The organism is Mycolicibacterium flavescens (genome assembly GCF_001722335.1).
Classification (GTDB): domain Bacteria; phylum Actinomycetota; class Actinomycetes; order Mycobacteriales; family Mycobacteriaceae; genus Mycobacterium; species Mycobacterium flavescens.
In genome coordinates this window covers 12,948-27,727 of sequence record NZ_MIHA01000005.1, presented here as the reverse complement: position 1 = coordinate 27,727, position 14,780 = coordinate 12,948, and the positions used below count along the sequence as shown (strand labels likewise).

The following is a 14,780-nucleotide window of genomic DNA, read 5'->3' as shown; positions in this document are numbered from 1 at the left end:
GTTCTCGCTAGTTCATGGTGGGGATGACGAACTCCGCGCCATCCTTGATGCCCGACGGCCAGCGCTGCGTGACGGTCTTGGTCTTGGTGTAGAACAGGATCGAGTGCGGGCCGTGCTGGTTGAGGTCACCGAAGCCGGACCGCTTCCAGCCGCCGAAGGTGTGGTAGGCCACCGGCACCGGGATCGGCACGTTCACGCCGACCATGCCGACCTGCACGCGCGACACGAAGTCGCGGGCGGCGTCGCCGTCGCGGGTGAAGATCGCCACGCCGTTGCCGTACTCGTGCTCGGTGGGCAGCGCGAGCGCCTCTTCGTAGTCCTTGGCCCGCACGATGCACAGCACCGGCCCGAAGATCTCGTCGGTGTAGATCGACATGTCGGTGGTGACATGGTCGAACAGCGTCGGCCCGATGAAGAAGCCCTTCTCCAGGCTGGCATCGCCGAATTGCATGTCGTCGCTGGCGCGTTCGCGGCCGTCGACCACAGCTTCGGCGCCGGCCTCGACACCCTGGCGGATGTAGTCGCGGACCCGCTCGAGCGCCGCGCCGGTGACCAGCGGGCCGTAGTCGGCCTTCGGGTCCAGGCTGTGCCCGACGCGCAGGCCGTTGACCCGCTCGACGAGGCGGGCGCGCAGGCGGTCCGCGGTCTCCTCGCCGACCGGCACCGCGACGCTGATCGCCATGCAGCGCTCACCGGCGCTGCCATAACCGGCGCCGATCAGGGCGTCGACGGCCTGGTCGAGGTCGGCGTCGGGCATCACGATCATGTGGTTCTTGGCGCCGCCGAAGCACTGGGCCCGCTTACCGTTGGCGGTCGCGTTGGCGTAGATGTACTGCGCGATGTCCGAGCTGCCGACGAAGCCGACCGCCTGGATGTCCGGGTGCTGCAGGATCGCGTCGACGGCTTCCTTGTCGCCCTGCACGACCTGGAAAACACCGGGCGGCAGGCCTGCCTCGATGAACAGCTCGGCCAGCCGCAGCGGCACCGAGGGGTCGCGCTCGGAAGGCTTGAGGATGAACGCGTTTCCGCACGCCAGCGCCGGGCCGGCCTTCCACAGCGGGATCATCGCCGGGAAGTTGAACGGGGTGATACCGGCGACCACGCCGAGCGGCTGGCGCAGCGAGAACACGTCGATGCCCGGGCCCGCGCCCTCGGTGTACTCGCCCTTGAGCAGGTGCGGGATCCCGACGCTGAACTCGATGACCTCGAGGCCGCGCTGGATGTCGCCGAGCGAGTCGGCGTGGGTCTTGCCGTGCTCGAGGGACAGCAGTTCGGCGAGTTCGTTCGCGTTCTGGTTGACCAGGCCGATGAACTTCATCAACACGCGGGCGCGGCGCTGCGGGTTCCAGGCCGCCCACTGCTTCTGCGCCTCCACCGCGCCGGCGACGGCGGTGTCGACGTCGGCGGCCGAGCCCAGCAGAACCTGGGCCTGCGCCTCGCCGGTGTTGGGATTGAGAACGTCAGCAGTGCGCGTGGACGATCCGGTGCTGCGCTGCCCGTTGATGAAGTGCGGAATCTGTGTGCTCATGATCGTGGCCCCTTGCCGAACGGCTAAATACTAGGACATCCTAGTATTCATCGGCGGCCGAACGCAAGACCCGTCGGCTACGCGGCTCGGCTAACGGCGCAGCGACTCGACGAACGCCCGCGTCTGGTCCCAACCCGGTAGCAGGCCCTGCTGCTGTGCCTGCGCCAGCGAGGGCGCGGCGCGGTCGCGGTCCGACAAGATCAACGTGTTGGCGTCGAGAGGCCACTCGATCCCGATCGCCGGGTCCAGTGGATCGACGGTGTGCTCACGCTGCGGGTCGTAGCCCGCCGAGCACAGGTACATGACCGTGGAGTGGTCCTCCAGCGCCAGGAACGCGTGGCCCAGCCCCTCCGACAGATAGATGGTGCGCCGGTCACGGTCGTCCAGTCGCACGGCGTCCCAGCGGCCGAAGGTCGGTGAGCCGACGCGGATGTCGACGACGACGTCGTACACCGCGCCGCGCACGCACGTGACGTACTTGGCCTGGCTCGGCGGTACCTGCGCGAAGTGCAGACCGCGCAGCACGCCCGCCGCCGACACCGAACAGTTGGCCTGTCGCAGATCGAGTCGGTGGCCGGCGAACTCGCGAAACGCCGCATCGGTGAACCACTCGAAGAACACGCCGCGGTCGTCGGCGTGCAGCCTCGGCGTGATCTCCCACGCCCCGGGCACCGCCAGCTCGCGGACGTTCACTGGCCGCGCTCCTGATAGGTGGCCTCCACCGTGTCCTTCAACGGGGCCCACCACGATTCGTTCGCCCGATACCAGTCGATCGTGGCGCGCAACCCCTCCTCGAAGTCGGTATGCTCTGGGCGCCAACCCAATTCGTCGGTGAGCGCCGAGGCGTCGATGGCGTAGCGCAGGTCGTGACCGGCGCGGTCGGTGACGTGGTCGAAGTCGTCGGGGTCGCGGTCCATCAGCCGCAGGATCGTGCGCAGCACCGACAGGTTGTCGCGCTCACCGCCGGCTCCGATCAGATACGTGCGGCCCAGTTGCCCGTCGGCGAGGATCCGTCGCACGGCGCTGTTGTGGTCGTCGACGTGGATCCAGTCGCGCACGTTGGCGCCGCTGCCGTAGAGCTTGGGCCGCCGCCCGGTCAGCACGTTGGTGATCTGGCGCGGGATGAACTTCTCGACGTGCTGATAGGGCCCGTAGTTGTTGGAGCAGTTCGAAATCGTCGCGCGTACACCGTAAGAGCGCACCCAGGCCCGCACCAGCATGTCGGCGGCGGCCTTGGTCGACGAGTACGGGCTCGACGGGTTGTACGGCGTCGACTCGGTGAAGCGCTGCGCACCGTCGAGCGGCAGGTCGCCGTAGACCTCGTCGGTCGACACGTGGTGCAGCCGCACCCCGTGCCGGCGCACCGCCTCGAGGATCGTGAACGTGCCGATCACGTTGGAGCGCAGGAACGGCTCGGGGTCGGCCAGCGCGTTGTCGACGTGGGTCTCGGCGGCGAAGTGCACGACGGCGTCGGACTCGGCGACCAGCCTGTCGACCAGCGCGGCGTCGGTGATATCGCCACCGACCAGACGGATCCGATCCCGGACCGGCGCCAGCGACTCCCGGCTACCCGCGTAGGTCAGCGCGTCGAGCACCGTGACGTCGTCGGCGCCGTCGCGCACCACCGCGTGCACGAAGTTGGCGCCGATGAACCCCGCCCCGCCGGTGACCAGCAACCGCATGGTCACCGACAGTAGCGGGTACCGCCCGCCCGGCCCGCCGTGGCTCGGGGCCGATCTAGCAGCACTCGCGGTCCTGCGCTGGTCGGTGAACCGATTCTGTCGGTGCCCGCTCCTAGCGTGGGTTCATGAAACGGATCGCAGACGTCGTTCCCACACTGGACCTGGTCGAACCGATGATCAGGGACAAACCGGTGTGCTGGTCGTGGGCGGCGTTCGCGTCGGTGGTGTTCCATCGGTGGGCGGCGCTGGAGGAGCGCAAGATCAGGCAGGTACTGGGCTCGCCCGTGATGCCGGAGGGCGTGCTGCTGTCGGACCCTGATGTCGCGTGGTTCGTATCGGAGCGTCTGTGCGATGCGGAGAACGCGCTTGCCAAGTTCGTCAGCCTGCTCGCCGACCCCGCGTTCGCGGGAGTTTTCGGTGCGCCCAACAACGAGGACGGGGCGGACGGCCCGGCCATCGTCGCGGCGGCCCACGTCTTCGGTGACTGCTACCAGCAGATGCTCTCGAACGCCGAGGAGTGCCGAATCTGGTTGCCGCCAAAGGATTCCGCCGACCTCATGGCGGACACAATCCGGCTGCTCAACGGCCTCGTCCGGGACATGGCCGGCTTCGTCAACGATGTGCTGCTGCGGTTGGAGAACCTGCAGAGGCTGGCACTGCAAGACCGACTTCCCGCCGCGTTCGAGCCCGTCTACCTCGAACTCACCGTCGACGAACGACTGGCCACGTCCATCGATGAGCGGTTGCAGCAGCTGGGGTGAGCCGCGGCGAAACGGCGACCGCTAGCCCTTCAGGCCCAGCGGGCCGGCCAGCTCCTTCAGCGTCGGCAGCAGCACGTCCCACCCGCCGAGCACCTGAATCGTCACATGGTCGGCCCCGGCCTCGTGATGCTCCTCGAGCCGCGCGGCGATCGCCTCGGGGGTGCCGTGGGCGACGACCGCGTCGACGAACCGGTCACTGCCCGGCTTGGCGAGGTCGTCGTCGGTGAACCCCAGCCGCTTCCAGCTGTTCCGGTAGTTCGACAGGTTCAGGTAGAAGTCGACCGCCTTACGGCCGATCTCGCGGGACGCCTCGGCGTCGCGGGCCAGCACCACTTTGTGTTCGGGGGCGATGAACACGGTCGGTCCGAGCAGGTTTCGGGCCTCGCCGGTGTGCTGCGGCGTGGTCAGATACGGGTGCGCGCCCGCGCTGCGCCTGGCGGCCAGCTGCAACACCTTGGGCCCCAGCGCCGCCAACACCCGCCGGCTGGTCGGCACCTTCTTCGCGTCGAGCGCGTCGAGGTACTCGACCAGCACGTCGTAGGGCTTGCGGTACTCCTCGGTGTGTTCGGGGTGACCGATCCCGACGCCGAGCAGGAACCGTCCCGGGTAGGCGTCCTCGACACGGTGATACGCCTCGGCGACCTCCTCGGCCGGGGCGGTCCACACGTTGACGATGCCGGTGGCGACCGAAAGGTTCTCGGTGGCCTCCAGAATCGGTTCGACGTAGTTGAGGTCGCCGGCCGGTGATCCGCCGATCCACACTGCGCCGTAGCCGAGCTTCTCGATCTCGACGGCCTGCTCGGGGGTGGGGGTGCCGAACGTCCAGACGCCGTAGCGGCCGAGGTCGGGCTTGAGCTCAGTCATGCGATCCCTTCGGTGGTGAAGTCACTTGAGGCCGAGCGGACCCGCCAGCGCGGCCAGCGCGTCCAAGAGCTTGTCCGGTGCGGTGAGCACCTGAACGGGCACGTGGTCGGCGCCCGCGTCGAGGTGCTGCTTGAGTCGTGCGGCGATGTCGTCGACGGTGCCATATGCGACGACGGCGTCGACGAGGCGGTCACCGCCCGGCTTGGCGATCTCGTCGTCGGTGAAACCGAGCCGCTTCCAGTTGTTCAGGTAGTTGGTGAGGTTCAGGTAGATCCCGAGCGCCTTGCGGCCGACCGCGCGGGCGGCCTCGGCGTCGGTGGTCGGCACCACCTTGTGCTCGGGCGCGAGGAACGCGTCGGGCCCGATCAGCTCGCGCGCTTCGGCGGTGTGCTCGGGTGTGGTCAGGTACGGGTGCGGGCCCGCGGCGCGGTCGGCCGAGAGTTTGAGCACCCGCGGCCCCAACGCGGCGACCACCCGTCGGTCCTGCGGGACGCCGTACTCGTCGAGCTTGTCGAGGTACTCGGTGAGCGCGTCGTAGGGCTTCTTGTACTCGGTCTGCGCCTCGGGGTGGCCGACGCCGATACCGAGCAGGAAGCGGCCCGGGAAGGCCTTGTCGATGCGGTGAAAGGACTCGCTGACCGGTCCGGCGGCGGCGGTCCAGATGTTGACGATGCCGGTCGCCAGCTTGATGGTCGACGTCGCGTCCAGGATCGGCTCGACCCACGACAGGTCCGCGGGCGGGGAGCCGCCGGCCCAGATCGCGCCGTAGCCGAGGTCCTCGATCGCGCGCAGCTGGTCGGCCGGCAGCTGCTGCCACATCGAGTAGTGGCCGAAGGTGCCGTAGGTGCCGAGCTGGGGCTTGGTCATGACCTGCTCAACCCTATGCGTTGACCCGGCTATTCCGTACCGGCGGCGGACAGTTCGCCGGGGGTCGGGACCACCGGTGCAGGCGCCATCAGCGGCAGGCACACGACGAAGCGGGTGTCGCCGGGCTGCGACTGCACCGTCAGCGTGCCACCGTGCTTCTCCACGACGATCCGCCACGCCAGATCCAGGCCCAGGCCGGTGCCCTGACCGAACGGTTTGGTGGTGAAGAACGGCGTGAAGATCCGGTCGATGATGTCCTCGGGGATACCGGGTCCGTCGTCGCAGATCTCGACGCGGATCATCTGGTCGTTCTCGCGCGCCGTGCGGATCGTCAGCGTGCCGTTGCCGTCCATCGCCTGGATCGCGTTGTCGATGAGGTTGGTCCACACCTGGTTCAGATCGCCCGGATAGCAATGCAATTCGGGCAGTGTCTTGTCCATCTCCTTGACCACGGTGACCGGCCGGCCCTTGCCTTCGATGCCGATCTGGTCGCCGAACATCATGATCGTGCTGCGCAGCAGCTCGTGGACATCGGCGCTCTGGTAGGCGCCGCGGTCCATCTGCGAGTACTGCTTGGCGCCCGCGAGCAACGCGGAGATCCGCTTGCTGGCCTCGGCGATCTCGTTCATCCGCAGTTCGTTGTCGATGGTGTACTTCAGCCACCCGACCGCCGCCTGCAGCGACGCCGTCGCATCCACCTCCTCGACGGAGGCCAGAACCCGCTCGAGCCAGTCGGTGTCGAGCCCGGCCTCCACGAACGTCGGGGCGTAGTCCCAGGCGCCGGTGATGTCGTGCGCCTCGAGCCAGTCGCCGATCGCGTCCTCACGGTCGGAGGCCTCCAGCGCCGACAGTTCGACGTCGCGGTTCTTGGCGACCTGCTCGGCCACGTCGTCCTGGATGCGCACCAGCACGCACAGAGCCTGGGGGCTGAACTGCCCGTCGGCCAGCATCGAAAGCTTGTGCCGCATCTTGCCGACGGTCTCGCGCAGATCGGCGACCGCGCGGGCGGTGGCCGCCGCCGGGTTGTTCAGCTGATGGGTCAGGCCGGCGGTGATGGTGCCCAGCGCCAGCAGCTTCTCGCGCTGGCCGATGATCTGGTTCTGCCGGCGCCCGCCGACGCGGTGTCCCTCAAGCAGATGCACCGCCATCGGGAACTCGGTCTGCATGAACCGGGCGAACGCGGCCGAGTCGAGCACGAAGCACCGCGACGGTTTGGTCAGCCGCACCGAGGCCTCGTAGATGTGCTCCTCGCCGGGCACGTACGCCGACCAGGCGCCGAAGTAGACGCCGCGCTGCGAGGTGCGGTTGGTCTGGATGTCGACGCCACCGGAGCGCTTCGACATGATCAGCTCGCCGTCGATCAGCACGTAGAAACACGACGCCGGCTCACCCTCGACGACGACCGGCCCGGCCGGGAACCTCTCGATGCTGCCGGCCGCGCAGAGCGTGTCGAGTTGCTCGTCGCTGAGCTTCTCGAACAGGAACAGCGTCCGGAGTTCGTCGCGCACGCACTGCTCGCCCATGAGGGGCTCCCTTCCTAGGCTGCTGTCGGCATCAAGCTTCCGCGAGGTACCGGTGCACCAGCATCACGGCCATCGACCCTTCGCCGACGGCGGCCGCGACCCGCTTGGCCGACGCCGACCGCACGTCTCCGGCGACGAACACGCCCGGGACGCTGGTCTCCAGGTGATGCGGCGGACGGTCCAGGGTCCATCCCACCTTCTCGCGCAGATCCGGTCCCGACAGGATGAAACCGTGGTCGTCGCGGGCTATTCCCGCGTCTTCGAGCCAGTCGGTGCGCGGGGTCGCGCCGATGAAGCAGCACATCCGGTCGCAGCAGACCTCCTCCTCGGCGCCGGTCTGCTTGTCGACGATGACCAGCCCTGACAGGTGGTCGCCGTCGGCGATGGTGTCGACGACCTCGGTGCAGGTGCGGACCGTGATGTTGGGGGTGCGGCGGATTCGGTCGACGAGGTACTGCGACATGCCCGCTTCGATGGACGGGCCGCGGATCAGCATGGTCACCGACTTGGCGGTCTGCGACATGTACATCGCGGCCTGGCCGGCAGAGTTCGCGCCGCCGACGATGTAGACGTCCTCGCCGGCGCACTCGCTGTTGTCCGAGACCGAGGCGCCGTAGTAGACGCCGCGGCCGACGAAGTTGGCTTCGTCGGGGTCGGTCGGGGTCTGCCGGCACCCGGTCACCTCGAGTTCGCGGTAGTCCACGCCGGTGGCCAGGATGACCGCGCGCGCCCCGATGGCGACGTTCTTGTTCAGGTAGATGGTGTGCGCGGCGCCGATGCCGCCGACCTTGAGCCGACCGGCCTCGCGGGTGGTGATCACCTCGGCGCCGAAACGCTCGGCCTGCCGGCGCGCGGTCGTGGTGAGCGCGGAGCCGCTGACCCCGTTCTCGAAGCCGAGATAGTTCTCGATCTTCGAGCTGCGGCCCGCCTGCCCTCCGGTGGTGGCCTTCTCGATCAGCACGGTCTTGAGGCCCTCGGACGCGCCGTACACCGCTGCGGCCAGACCCGCCGGACCTCCGCCGATCACCGCCAGGTCGTACATCTCCAGTTGCGGTGCGGTGGACAGGCCGAGCAGCGAGGCCAACTCGGCGTCCTCGGGCTCGACCAGCGTCTCGCCCTTTTCGGTGATGACGACCGGGAGCTTGCTGCCGTCGAGGCCCGCCGCGTCCAGCAGCTGACGGCCCTTCTGGCTCTCGGCGTCGATGGACCGGAAGGAGTACTCGTTGCGGGCGAGGAACTGCCGCACCTCCCACGACCGGTCGCTGTAGCGGTGGCCGATCACCTTCGTGTACGGCATCGCGCGGTCGCCCACCGCGCGCCACTCCTCGAGCAGCCCGTCGAGCACCGGGTAGAGCTTCTCCTCGGGTGGGTCCCACGGCTTGAGCAGGTAGTGGTCGAGGTCGACGACGTTGATGGCGTCGATCGCCGCGTGGGTGTCGGCGTAGGCGGTCAGCAGCACCCGGCGGGCGAGCGGGAAGAAGTCCATCGCCTTCTCGAGGAACTCGATACCGCTCATCTGCGGCATCCGGTAGTCGGCGACGAACACCGCGACGGTGTCGCCGCGCAGCTTCAGTTCCTTGAGGGTGGCCAGCGCGTCGGCGCCCGATTCGGCGCGCACGATGCGGTAGCGCTCCCCGTAGTGGCGGCGCAGGTCGCGCGCGACGGCGCGCGAAACCGCAGGATCGTCGTCGACGGTGAACACGGCAGGTCTGCGAGTCTGGGTTTGGGGCGCGGTCATCGAGATCAAGTATGCGCCGGTTGTCCACCGAATACGGGGTCAGACCGCGGCGCCGGCCCGCGCTGGTACGGGTCCGGCGCTCCGGCCGCACTAGCTGCATGTTCGGCGATTTTGGGGACGACGCGCGAGCGGGTAACATGGACCAACGGTGCGGTCGTCGCGCCGACTCTTGCGTGCCCTTGTCTGGAATTTCTGGCTACTGGCTCACGTTTTGTAGTCGGAGCGATTCTGCGCCAGAAGGCGCCAACTATCTAGACGGACACGGAGGATCTCCGAAACCAATGGCCAAGAAAGACGGTGCCATCGAGGTAGAGGGCCGCGTGGTCGAACCCCTGCCCAATGCGATGTTCCGCATTGAGCTGGAGAACGGACACAAGGTGCTCGCCCACATCAGCGGCAAGATGCGGCAGCACTACATCCGCATCCTGCCCGAGGACCGCGTCGTCGTGGAGCTGTCTCCCTACGACCTGTCCCGGGGCCGCATTGTGTATCGGTACAAGTAAGCAGCAAGAAGACAGAGACCAAGAAGACAGAGGACAGGATCGAACAGCCGTGAAGGTGAACCCGAGCGTCAAGCCCATCTGCGACAAGTGCAGGGTGATCCGCCGGCATGGGCGGGTCATGGTGATCTGCTCAGATCCGCGCCACAAGCAGCGTCAGGGATGAGCGCCTGCGCGAAGACCAGACAACTGGGCTAGACCCCAGCGCGCTGCTGCCGACAACTGAATGACGAAATCCCAGCACCACTGATCGGATACGCCGATCATCACGTCCGGCACGGAGGCCGGACCCCGCAGGACGGGAACGGACTGGGACCAAGACCTCCGCATAGAAGAAGGAACACCGCCTGATGGCACGTCTCGTGGGCGTGGATCTGCCGCGCGATAAGCGCATGGAGATCGCCCTGACCTACATCTACGGCATCGGCCGTACCCGCTCCCAGGAGATCCTGGAAGCCACCGGCATCAGCCGGGACCTGCGCACCAAGGACCTGACCGACGACCAGGTCACCCAGCTGCGCGACTACATCGAAGCCAACCTCAAGGTGGAGGGCGACCTGCGCCGCGAGGTGCAGGCAGACATCCGCCGCAAGATCGAGATCGGCTGCTACCAGGGGCTGCGGCACCGCCGCGGACTGCCGGTGCGCGGCCAGCGGACCAAGACCAATGCGCGCACCCGCAAGGGCCCCAAGCGCACCATCGCCGGCAAGAAGAAGGCCAGGTAACCCCGGATGGCACAGGCTAAGAAGGGCGGCACGTCCGCCAAGAAGGGTCAGAAGACCCGGCGCAGGGAAAAGAAGAACGTCCCGCACGGCGCCGCTCACATCAAGAGCACGTTCAACAACACGATCGTGTCGATCACCGACCCGCAGGGCAACGTCATCGCCTGGGCGTCGTCGGGACACGTCGGGTTCAAGGGCTCGCGTAAGTCGACCCCGTTCGCCGCGCAGCTGGCCGCCGAGAACGCCGCGCGCAAGGCGCAGGAGCACGGCGTCAAGAAGGTCGACGTCTTCGTCAAGGGCCCGGGTTCGGGCCGCGAGACCGCCATCCGCTCGCTGCAGGCCGCCGGCCTCGAGGTCGGCGCGATCGCCGACGTCACGCCGCAGCCGCACAACGGTTGCCGTCCGCCGAAGCGACGCAGGGTCTAGGGAGGAACAGAAGAATGGCTCGTTACACCGGACCCGCGACCCGCAAGTCGCGCCGCCTCGGCGTCGACCTGGTCGGCGGCGATCAGTCGTTCGAGAAGCGTCCGTATCCGCCCGGCCAGCACGGCCGCGCGCGGATCAAGGAGAGCGAATACCGGCTGCAGCTGCAGGAGAAGCAGAAGGCGCGGTTCTCGTACGGCGTGATGGAAAAGCAGTTCCGCCGCTACTACGAAGAGGCCAACCGGCTGCCCGGCAAGACCGGTGACAACCTGCTGCGCATCCTCGAGAGCCGGCTGGACAACGTCGTGTACCGCGCGGGCCTGGCCCGCACCCGGCGGATGGCCCGCCAGCTCGTCAGCCACGGCCACTTCCTGGTCAACGGTGTCAAGGTCGACATCCCCAGCTACCGGGTGTCGCAGTACGACATCATCGACGTCAAAGAGAAGTCGCTGAACACGCTGCCGTTCGAGGTGGCCCGGCAGACCGCCGGCGAGCGCCCGATCCCGTCGTGGCTGCAGGTCGTCGGCGAGCGTCAGCGCATCCTGGTGCACCAGCTTCCGGAGCGCGCGCAGATCGACATCCCGCTCAGCGAGCAGCTGATCGTCGAGCTCTACTCGAAGTAGTACCACCCTCGGGGGCTCCGCCCCCGAGAACCCCCGAAAAGAACCACCCTCGGGGGCTCCCGCCCCCGAGCACCCCCGAAGTAGAACTCGGGGGCTCCCGCCCCCGAGCACCCCCCGACGACGTCATATAGCGGACGTCAAAAGGAGAGAAGAAGAAATGCTGATTTCTCAGCGCCCCACCCTGTCCGAAGAGGTCAAGGCAGAGAACCGGTCGCAGTTCGTCATCGAACCGCTGGAGCCGGGTTTCGGTTACACCCTTGGCAATTCGCTTCGGCGCACGCTGCTGTCGTCCATCCCGGGCGCGGCGGTCACCAGCATCCGCATCGACGGTGTGCTGCACGAGTTCACGACTGTGCCGGGCGTCAAGGAAGACGTCACCGACATCATCTTGAACCTCAAGGGTCTGGTCGTGTCGTCCGAGGAGGACGAGCCGGTCACCATGTACCTGCGCAAGCAGGGCCCCGGCGAGGTCACCGCGGGTGACATCGTTCCGCCCGCCGGCGTGACGGTGCACAACCCCGAGATGCACATCGCCACCCTCAACGACAAGGGCAAGCTCGAGGTCGAGCTCGTCGTCGAGCGCGGCCGCGGCTACGTGCCGGCCGTGCAGAACAAGGCGTCGGGCGCCGAGATCGGCCGCATCCCGGTCGACTCGATCTACTCGCCGGTGCTCAAGGTCACCTACAAGGTGGAGGCGACCCGCGTCGAGCAGCGCACCGACTTCGACAAGCTGATCCTCGACGTCGAGACCAAGAACTCGATCACCCCGCGCGACGCCTTGGCGTCGGCCGGTAAGACCCTGGTCGAATTGTTCGGTCTGGCACGCGAACTCAACGTCGAAGCCGAGGGCATCGAGATCGGCCCGTCGCCGGCCGAGGCCGATCACATCGCCAGCTTCGCGCTGCCGATCGACGATCTGGACCTGACGGTGCGGTCGTACAACTGCCTCAAGCGCGAGGGTGTGCACACGGTGGGCGAGCTCGTCGCCCGCACGGAGTCCGATCTGCTGGACATCCGCAACTTCGGCCAGAAGTCCATCGATGAGGTCAAGATCAAGCTGCATCAGCTCGGTCTGTCGCTCAAGGACAGCCCGGCCACGTTCGATCCGTCAGAGGTCGCCGGCTACGACGTCGCGACCGGCACGTGGAACAGCGACGCCGGTTACGACTCGGGCTACGAGGCCGACGACAACCAGGACTACGCCGAAACCGAACAGCTCTAACGGGAACTTTCCCAACCGTCCGTCCCGGCCCTACCTGATACGGGGGTCGGCCCCACATAGGAGATAGTCGCAATGCCCAAGCCCACCAAGGGTCCTCGCCTCGGCGGCGGGTCCGCTCATCAGAAGGCGCTGCTGGCCAACCTGGCCACCGCGCTCTTCGAGCACGGCCGCATCAAGACCACCGAGCCGAAGGCGCGGGCGTTGCGGCCCTATGCGGAAAAGCTCATCACGCACGCCAAGAAGGGCACGCTGCACAACCGGCGTGAGGTGATGAAGAAGATCCGCGACAAGGACATCGTGCACACGCTGTTCGCCGAGATCGGTCCGTTCTTCGCCGACCGCGAGGGCGGCTACACCCGCATCATCAAGGTCGAGAACCGCAAGGGCGACAACGCCCCGATGGCTGTCATCGAGCTGGTGCGGGAGAAGACGGTGACCTCGGAGGCCAACCGCGCAAGGCGTGCCGCCGGTGCGCAGAAGACCGAGCGGCCGGTGGCTGCGGCGTCCGCGCCGCAGGCGGCGGTCGAGCCCGAGGCGGCCGAGGGGCCGACCGAGGAGGAGTCGGTCGAGGAGGCCAAGGCCGAATCGAGCGAGGCCCAGGAGGCTTCGGCTGACGAGGCCCCGGCCCAGGAGGCTTCGGCTGACGAGGCCGACAAGGATGACGACAAGTCCTGACACGTCGATGAACATGCCCGCCATCGGATCCGGTGGCGGGCATGTTCGTCTTCGGCTCGACATCGCCTACGACGGCACCGAATTCGCCGGTTGGGCCACCCAGACCGGGCAGCGCACGGTGGCCGGGTTGATCGACGAGGCGCTGACGACCGTGTTCCGCACGCCGGTGCAGGTGCGCGGGGCGGGCCGCACCGATTCGGGCGTGCACGCGACAGGACAGGTCGCGCACGTCGACGTTCCGGCCGACGCCTTGCCGAACGCGTATCCGCGAACCGTGCGCGCCGGGGACACCGAATTCCTGCCGCTGGTGCGACGACTTGGACGGTTCCTGCCGCAGGATGTGCGCGTGCTGAGCATCGCGCGTGCGGCGGCGGGTTTCGACGCCCGGTTCTCGGCGCTGCGACGGCACTACGTGTACCGGCTGTCGACGGCGCCGTACGGCGTCGAACCGCAGGAGGCCCGGTACGTCACGCCGTGGCCGCGTCCGCTCGACGTGGACGCCATGGCCGCCGCGTCGCGGGAGTTGTTGGGGCTGCACAATTTCGCCGCGTTCTGTCGGCATCGTGAGGGCGCAACCACCATCCGCGAACTGCAGCGGCTGGACTGGTCGCGAGACGGTGACCGGGTCACCGCGTCGGTGAGCGCCGACGCGTTCTGCTGGGCGATGGTGCGCTCGCTGGTGGGCGCGCTGCTGGCGGTCGGCGAGCACCGCCGCGACCCGGCCTGGTGCGCGGGACTATTGCAGGCGCAGCGGCGTTCCAGTGAATTCGCCGCCGCCCCGCCGCAGGGCCTGACGCTCGTCGGCGTGGACTATCCGGCCGACGACCAGTTGCAGGCCCGGACGCTGGTGACGCGCGATCTGCGGATCGTCGAGAAGTGATTCGGGTGCGCTACCAGTCGGCCAGCGATCGGAAGCGCACCGAAACCGCAGTGGGTCAGATGCGGCCGACGATGAAGTCTGCGGCCTGATTGACCATACCGGCGTTGATGTACGCCCGCGCCGCGTGGTCGCCCCAGTTGCCCTCCCACGTTTTGGGGTCGGCGGGGCTGCAGATCGGGTCGGCGCCATGGCAGAGCTCGAGGGTGCGCTCGCTGTAGAGCGGGTTGAAGTTCGTGATCGGACCGACCCACGCGATGCCGTTGCCGAACAGCGTGACCGCGGCGATGTGCCGGTCCATGCCCGGCGGCAGCGGCCTGTCGAAGCCGAACGCCGCGATCGGCGCGGCCAGCACGACGTCGGTGACCGCGGCGCCCAGCGAGTACCCGCCGAGCACCAAGCGGGTGTCGGGGCAGCGGCCGGCCATGTCCTGGATGCGGCCGCTCATGTCGTTGGCGCCGATGTCGATCTCGTAGTCGGCCGGATAGGACACCGAGTAGAGGCTGACGTTCTTGTCGGTCTTGCTGCGGACCGCGCTGATCAGCGCGTTGCCGATGACCCCTGCGCCGGGCGCTTCGGTGCGGCCGCGGGCGAAGATGAGCTCGGCCTGCGGGCAGGACTGCGCGGCGGCGACGGGTAACGCGCCGGGACCGGTTGCCACGGCCGGTGTGACCAGTCCCGCGACCGCGAGCACCACCGCACCGGCGAGCAGCATCCCCCGACGGACCCAACAGCGAACAAGATCGGTTTGCACCCCGCCGATCTTAACGGAACT

The 14,780-nt window shown here is 68.0% G+C and carries 17 protein-coding genes; 9 read left to right on the top strand and 8 right to left on the bottom strand.

Annotated features, from left to right (window positions below; translation table 11 throughout):
• Nucleotides 1–7 precede the first annotated feature (7 nt).
• The 3 genes from BHQ18_RS08025 to rfbB form a co-directional block, all read right to left on the bottom strand.
• Complete coding sequence (locus BHQ18_RS08025; protein WP_069413077.1) at nucleotides 8–1,528, bottom strand: CoA-acylating methylmalonate-semialdehyde dehydrogenase; 1,521 nt, start codon at nucleotides 1,526–1,528, stop codon at nucleotides 8–10.
• 90 nt (nucleotides 1,529–1,618) lie between these two features.
• A complete protein-coding gene (gene rfbC, locus BHQ18_RS08020) occupies nucleotides 1,619–2,221 on the bottom strand; it encodes a dTDP-4-dehydrorhamnose 3,5-epimerase (RefSeq protein WP_069413076.1) in 603 nt (200 codons plus the stop codon).
• Nucleotides 2,218–3,210 carry a dTDP-glucose 4,6-dehydratase gene (gene rfbB / locus BHQ18_RS08015; protein ID WP_069413075.1) on the bottom strand — a complete coding sequence of 331 codons (993 nt, stop codon included), beginning with the start codon at nucleotides 3,208–3,210 and terminating at the stop codon, nucleotides 2,218–2,220. Before rfbB ends, rfbC begins: the two co-directional genes overlap by 4 nt.
• A 125-nt stretch (nucleotides 3,211–3,335) precedes the next feature.
• Between rfbB and BHQ18_RS08010 the strand changes: the two genes are divergently transcribed.
• Nucleotides 3,336–3,971: a hypothetical protein gene (locus BHQ18_RS08010; protein WP_069413074.1), complete on the top strand. Its 636-nt coding sequence runs from the start codon at nucleotides 3,336–3,338 to the stop codon at nucleotides 3,969–3,971.
• A 21-nt stretch (nucleotides 3,972–3,992) separates the two neighbouring features.
• Here the strand turns inward: BHQ18_RS08010 and BHQ18_RS08005 are convergent, their stop codons facing one another.
• Genes BHQ18_RS08005 through BHQ18_RS07990 form a run of 4 tightly spaced genes read right to left on the bottom strand, consistent with a single transcriptional unit; the run spans nucleotide 3,993 to nucleotide 8,963 of the window.
• A complete protein-coding gene (locus BHQ18_RS08005) occupies nucleotides 3,993–4,835 on the bottom strand; it encodes an LLM class F420-dependent oxidoreductase (protein WP_069413073.1) in 843 nt (280 codons plus the stop codon).
• A 21-nt stretch (nucleotides 4,836–4,856) separates the two neighbouring features.
• The gene (locus BHQ18_RS08000) at nucleotides 4,857–5,702 is read right to left on the bottom strand and encodes an LLM class F420-dependent oxidoreductase (protein WP_069413072.1); all 846 of its coding nucleotides are present in this window, start codon (nucleotides 5,700–5,702) and stop codon (nucleotides 4,857–4,859) included.
• Between the two features lie 29 nt (nucleotides 5,703–5,731).
• Complete coding sequence (locus BHQ18_RS07995) at nucleotides 5,732–7,225, bottom strand: ATP-binding protein (RefSeq protein WP_069413071.1); 1,494 nt, start codon at nucleotides 7,223–7,225, stop codon at nucleotides 5,732–5,734.
• A 31-nt stretch (nucleotides 7,226–7,256) separates the two neighbouring features.
• The gene (locus BHQ18_RS07990) at nucleotides 7,257–8,963 is read right to left on the bottom strand and encodes an NAD(P)/FAD-dependent oxidoreductase (RefSeq protein ID WP_069413070.1); all 1,707 of its coding nucleotides are present in this window, start codon (nucleotides 8,961–8,963) and stop codon (nucleotides 7,257–7,259) included.
• Between the two features lie 281 nt (nucleotides 8,964–9,244).
• On the opposite strand from BHQ18_RS07990, the gene infA reads away from it, so the two are divergent.
• The 8 genes from infA (at nucleotide 9,245) to truA (ending at nucleotide 14,008) form a co-directional block, all read left to right on the top strand.
• Nucleotides 9,245–9,466 carry a translation initiation factor IF-1 gene (gene infA / locus BHQ18_RS07985; protein WP_003418601.1) on the top strand — a complete coding sequence of 74 codons (222 nt, stop codon included), beginning with the start codon at nucleotides 9,245–9,247 and terminating at the stop codon, nucleotides 9,464–9,466.
• Between the two features lie 49 nt (nucleotides 9,467–9,515).
• Entirely contained in the window at nucleotides 9,516–9,629 is a 114-nt protein-coding gene (rpmJ, locus tag BHQ18_RS29010; protein WP_003879483.1) for a 50S ribosomal protein L36, read from the top strand.
• A 184-nt stretch (nucleotides 9,630–9,813) separates the two neighbouring features.
• Complete coding sequence (gene rpsM, locus BHQ18_RS07980; protein WP_069413069.1) at nucleotides 9,814–10,188, top strand: 30S ribosomal protein S13; 375 nt, start codon at nucleotides 9,814–9,816, stop codon at nucleotides 10,186–10,188.
• 6 nt (nucleotides 10,189–10,194) lie between these two features.
• Nucleotides 10,195–10,611, top strand: a complete 417-nt coding sequence (gene rpsK, locus BHQ18_RS07975) for a 30S ribosomal protein S11 (RefSeq protein WP_069413068.1) — start codon at nucleotides 10,195–10,197, stop codon at nucleotides 10,609–10,611.
• A gap of 14 nt (nucleotides 10,612–10,625) precedes the next feature.
• Complete coding sequence (rpsD, locus tag BHQ18_RS07970; protein ID WP_069413067.1) at nucleotides 10,626–11,231, top strand: 30S ribosomal protein S4; 606 nt, start codon at nucleotides 10,626–10,628, stop codon at nucleotides 11,229–11,231.
• 157 nt (nucleotides 11,232–11,388) lie between these two features.
• Nucleotides 11,389–12,453 carry a DNA-directed RNA polymerase subunit alpha gene (locus BHQ18_RS07965; RefSeq protein WP_069413066.1) on the top strand — a complete coding sequence of 355 codons (1,065 nt, stop codon included), beginning with the start codon at nucleotides 11,389–11,391 and terminating at the stop codon, nucleotides 12,451–12,453.
• 72 nt (nucleotides 12,454–12,525) lie between these two features.
• Nucleotides 12,526–13,128 (top strand): 50S ribosomal protein L17, encoded by a 603-nt coding sequence (gene rplQ / locus BHQ18_RS07960; protein ID WP_069413065.1) that lies wholly within the window; start codon nucleotides 12,526–12,528, stop codon nucleotides 13,126–13,128.
• Nucleotides 13,112–14,008 carry a tRNA pseudouridine(38-40) synthase TruA gene (truA, locus tag BHQ18_RS07955; RefSeq protein WP_069413064.1) on the top strand — a complete coding sequence of 299 codons (897 nt, stop codon included), beginning with the start codon at nucleotides 13,112–13,114 and terminating at the stop codon, nucleotides 14,006–14,008. Before rplQ ends, truA begins: the two co-directional genes overlap by 17 nt.
• Before the next feature lie 55 nt (nucleotides 14,009–14,063).
• Here truA and BHQ18_RS07950 read toward each other — a convergent pair whose 3' ends face one another.
• A complete protein-coding gene (locus BHQ18_RS07950) occupies nucleotides 14,064–14,759 on the bottom strand; it encodes a cutinase family protein (protein WP_372516648.1) in 696 nt (231 codons plus the stop codon).
• Nucleotides 14,760–14,780: the final 21 nt, after the last annotated feature.

What these genes read in the sequence shown, in the direction of transcription:
- infA (WP_003418601.1), top strand. Translation starts at nt 9,245, where the DNA reads ATGGCCAAGAAAGACGGTGCCATCGAGGTAGAGGGCCGCGTGGTCGAA.
- rpsD (WP_069413067.1), top strand. Translation starts at nt 10,626, where the DNA reads ATGGCTCGTTACACCGGACCCGCGACCCGCAAGTCGCGCCGCCTCGGC.
- BHQ18_RS08025 (WP_069413077.1), bottom strand. Translation starts at nt 1,528, where the DNA reads ATGAGCACACAGATTCCGCACTTCATCAACGGGCAGCGCAGCACCGGA.
- rpsM (WP_069413069.1), top strand. Translation starts at nt 9,814, where the DNA reads ATGGCACGTCTCGTGGGCGTGGATCTGCCGCGCGATAAGCGCATGGAG.
- BHQ18_RS07965 (WP_069413066.1), top strand. Translation starts at nt 11,389, where the DNA reads ATGCTGATTTCTCAGCGCCCCACCCTGTCCGAAGAGGTCAAGGCAGAG.
- rplQ (WP_069413065.1), top strand. Translation starts at nt 12,526, where the DNA reads ATGCCCAAGCCCACCAAGGGTCCTCGCCTCGGCGGCGGGTCCGCTCAT.
- rpsK (WP_069413068.1), top strand. Translation starts at nt 10,195, where the DNA reads ATGGCACAGGCTAAGAAGGGCGGCACGTCCGCCAAGAAGGGTCAGAAG.
- BHQ18_RS08000 (WP_069413072.1), bottom strand. Translation starts at nt 5,702, where the DNA reads ATGACCAAGCCCCAGCTCGGCACCTACGGCACCTTCGGCCACTACTCG.
- BHQ18_RS08010 (WP_069413074.1), top strand. Translation starts at nt 3,336, where the DNA reads ATGAAACGGATCGCAGACGTCGTTCCCACACTGGACCTGGTCGAACCG.
- rfbB (WP_069413075.1), bottom strand. Translation starts at nt 3,210, where the DNA reads ATGCGGTTGCTGGTCACCGGCGGGGCGGGGTTCATCGGCGCCAACTTC.
- BHQ18_RS08005 (WP_069413073.1), bottom strand. Translation starts at nt 4,835, where the DNA reads ATGACTGAGCTCAAGCCCGACCTCGGCCGCTACGGCGTCTGGACGTTC.
- BHQ18_RS07995 (WP_069413071.1), bottom strand. Translation starts at nt 7,225, where the DNA reads ATGGGCGAGCAGTGCGTGCGCGACGAACTCCGGACGCTGTTCCTGTTC.
- truA (WP_069413064.1), top strand. Translation starts at nt 13,112, where the DNA reads ATGACGACAAGTCCTGACACGTCGATGAACATGCCCGCCATCGGATCC.
- BHQ18_RS07990 (WP_069413070.1), bottom strand. Translation starts at nt 8,963, where the DNA reads ATGACCGCGCCCCAAACCCAGACTCGCAGACCTGCCGTGTTCACCGTC.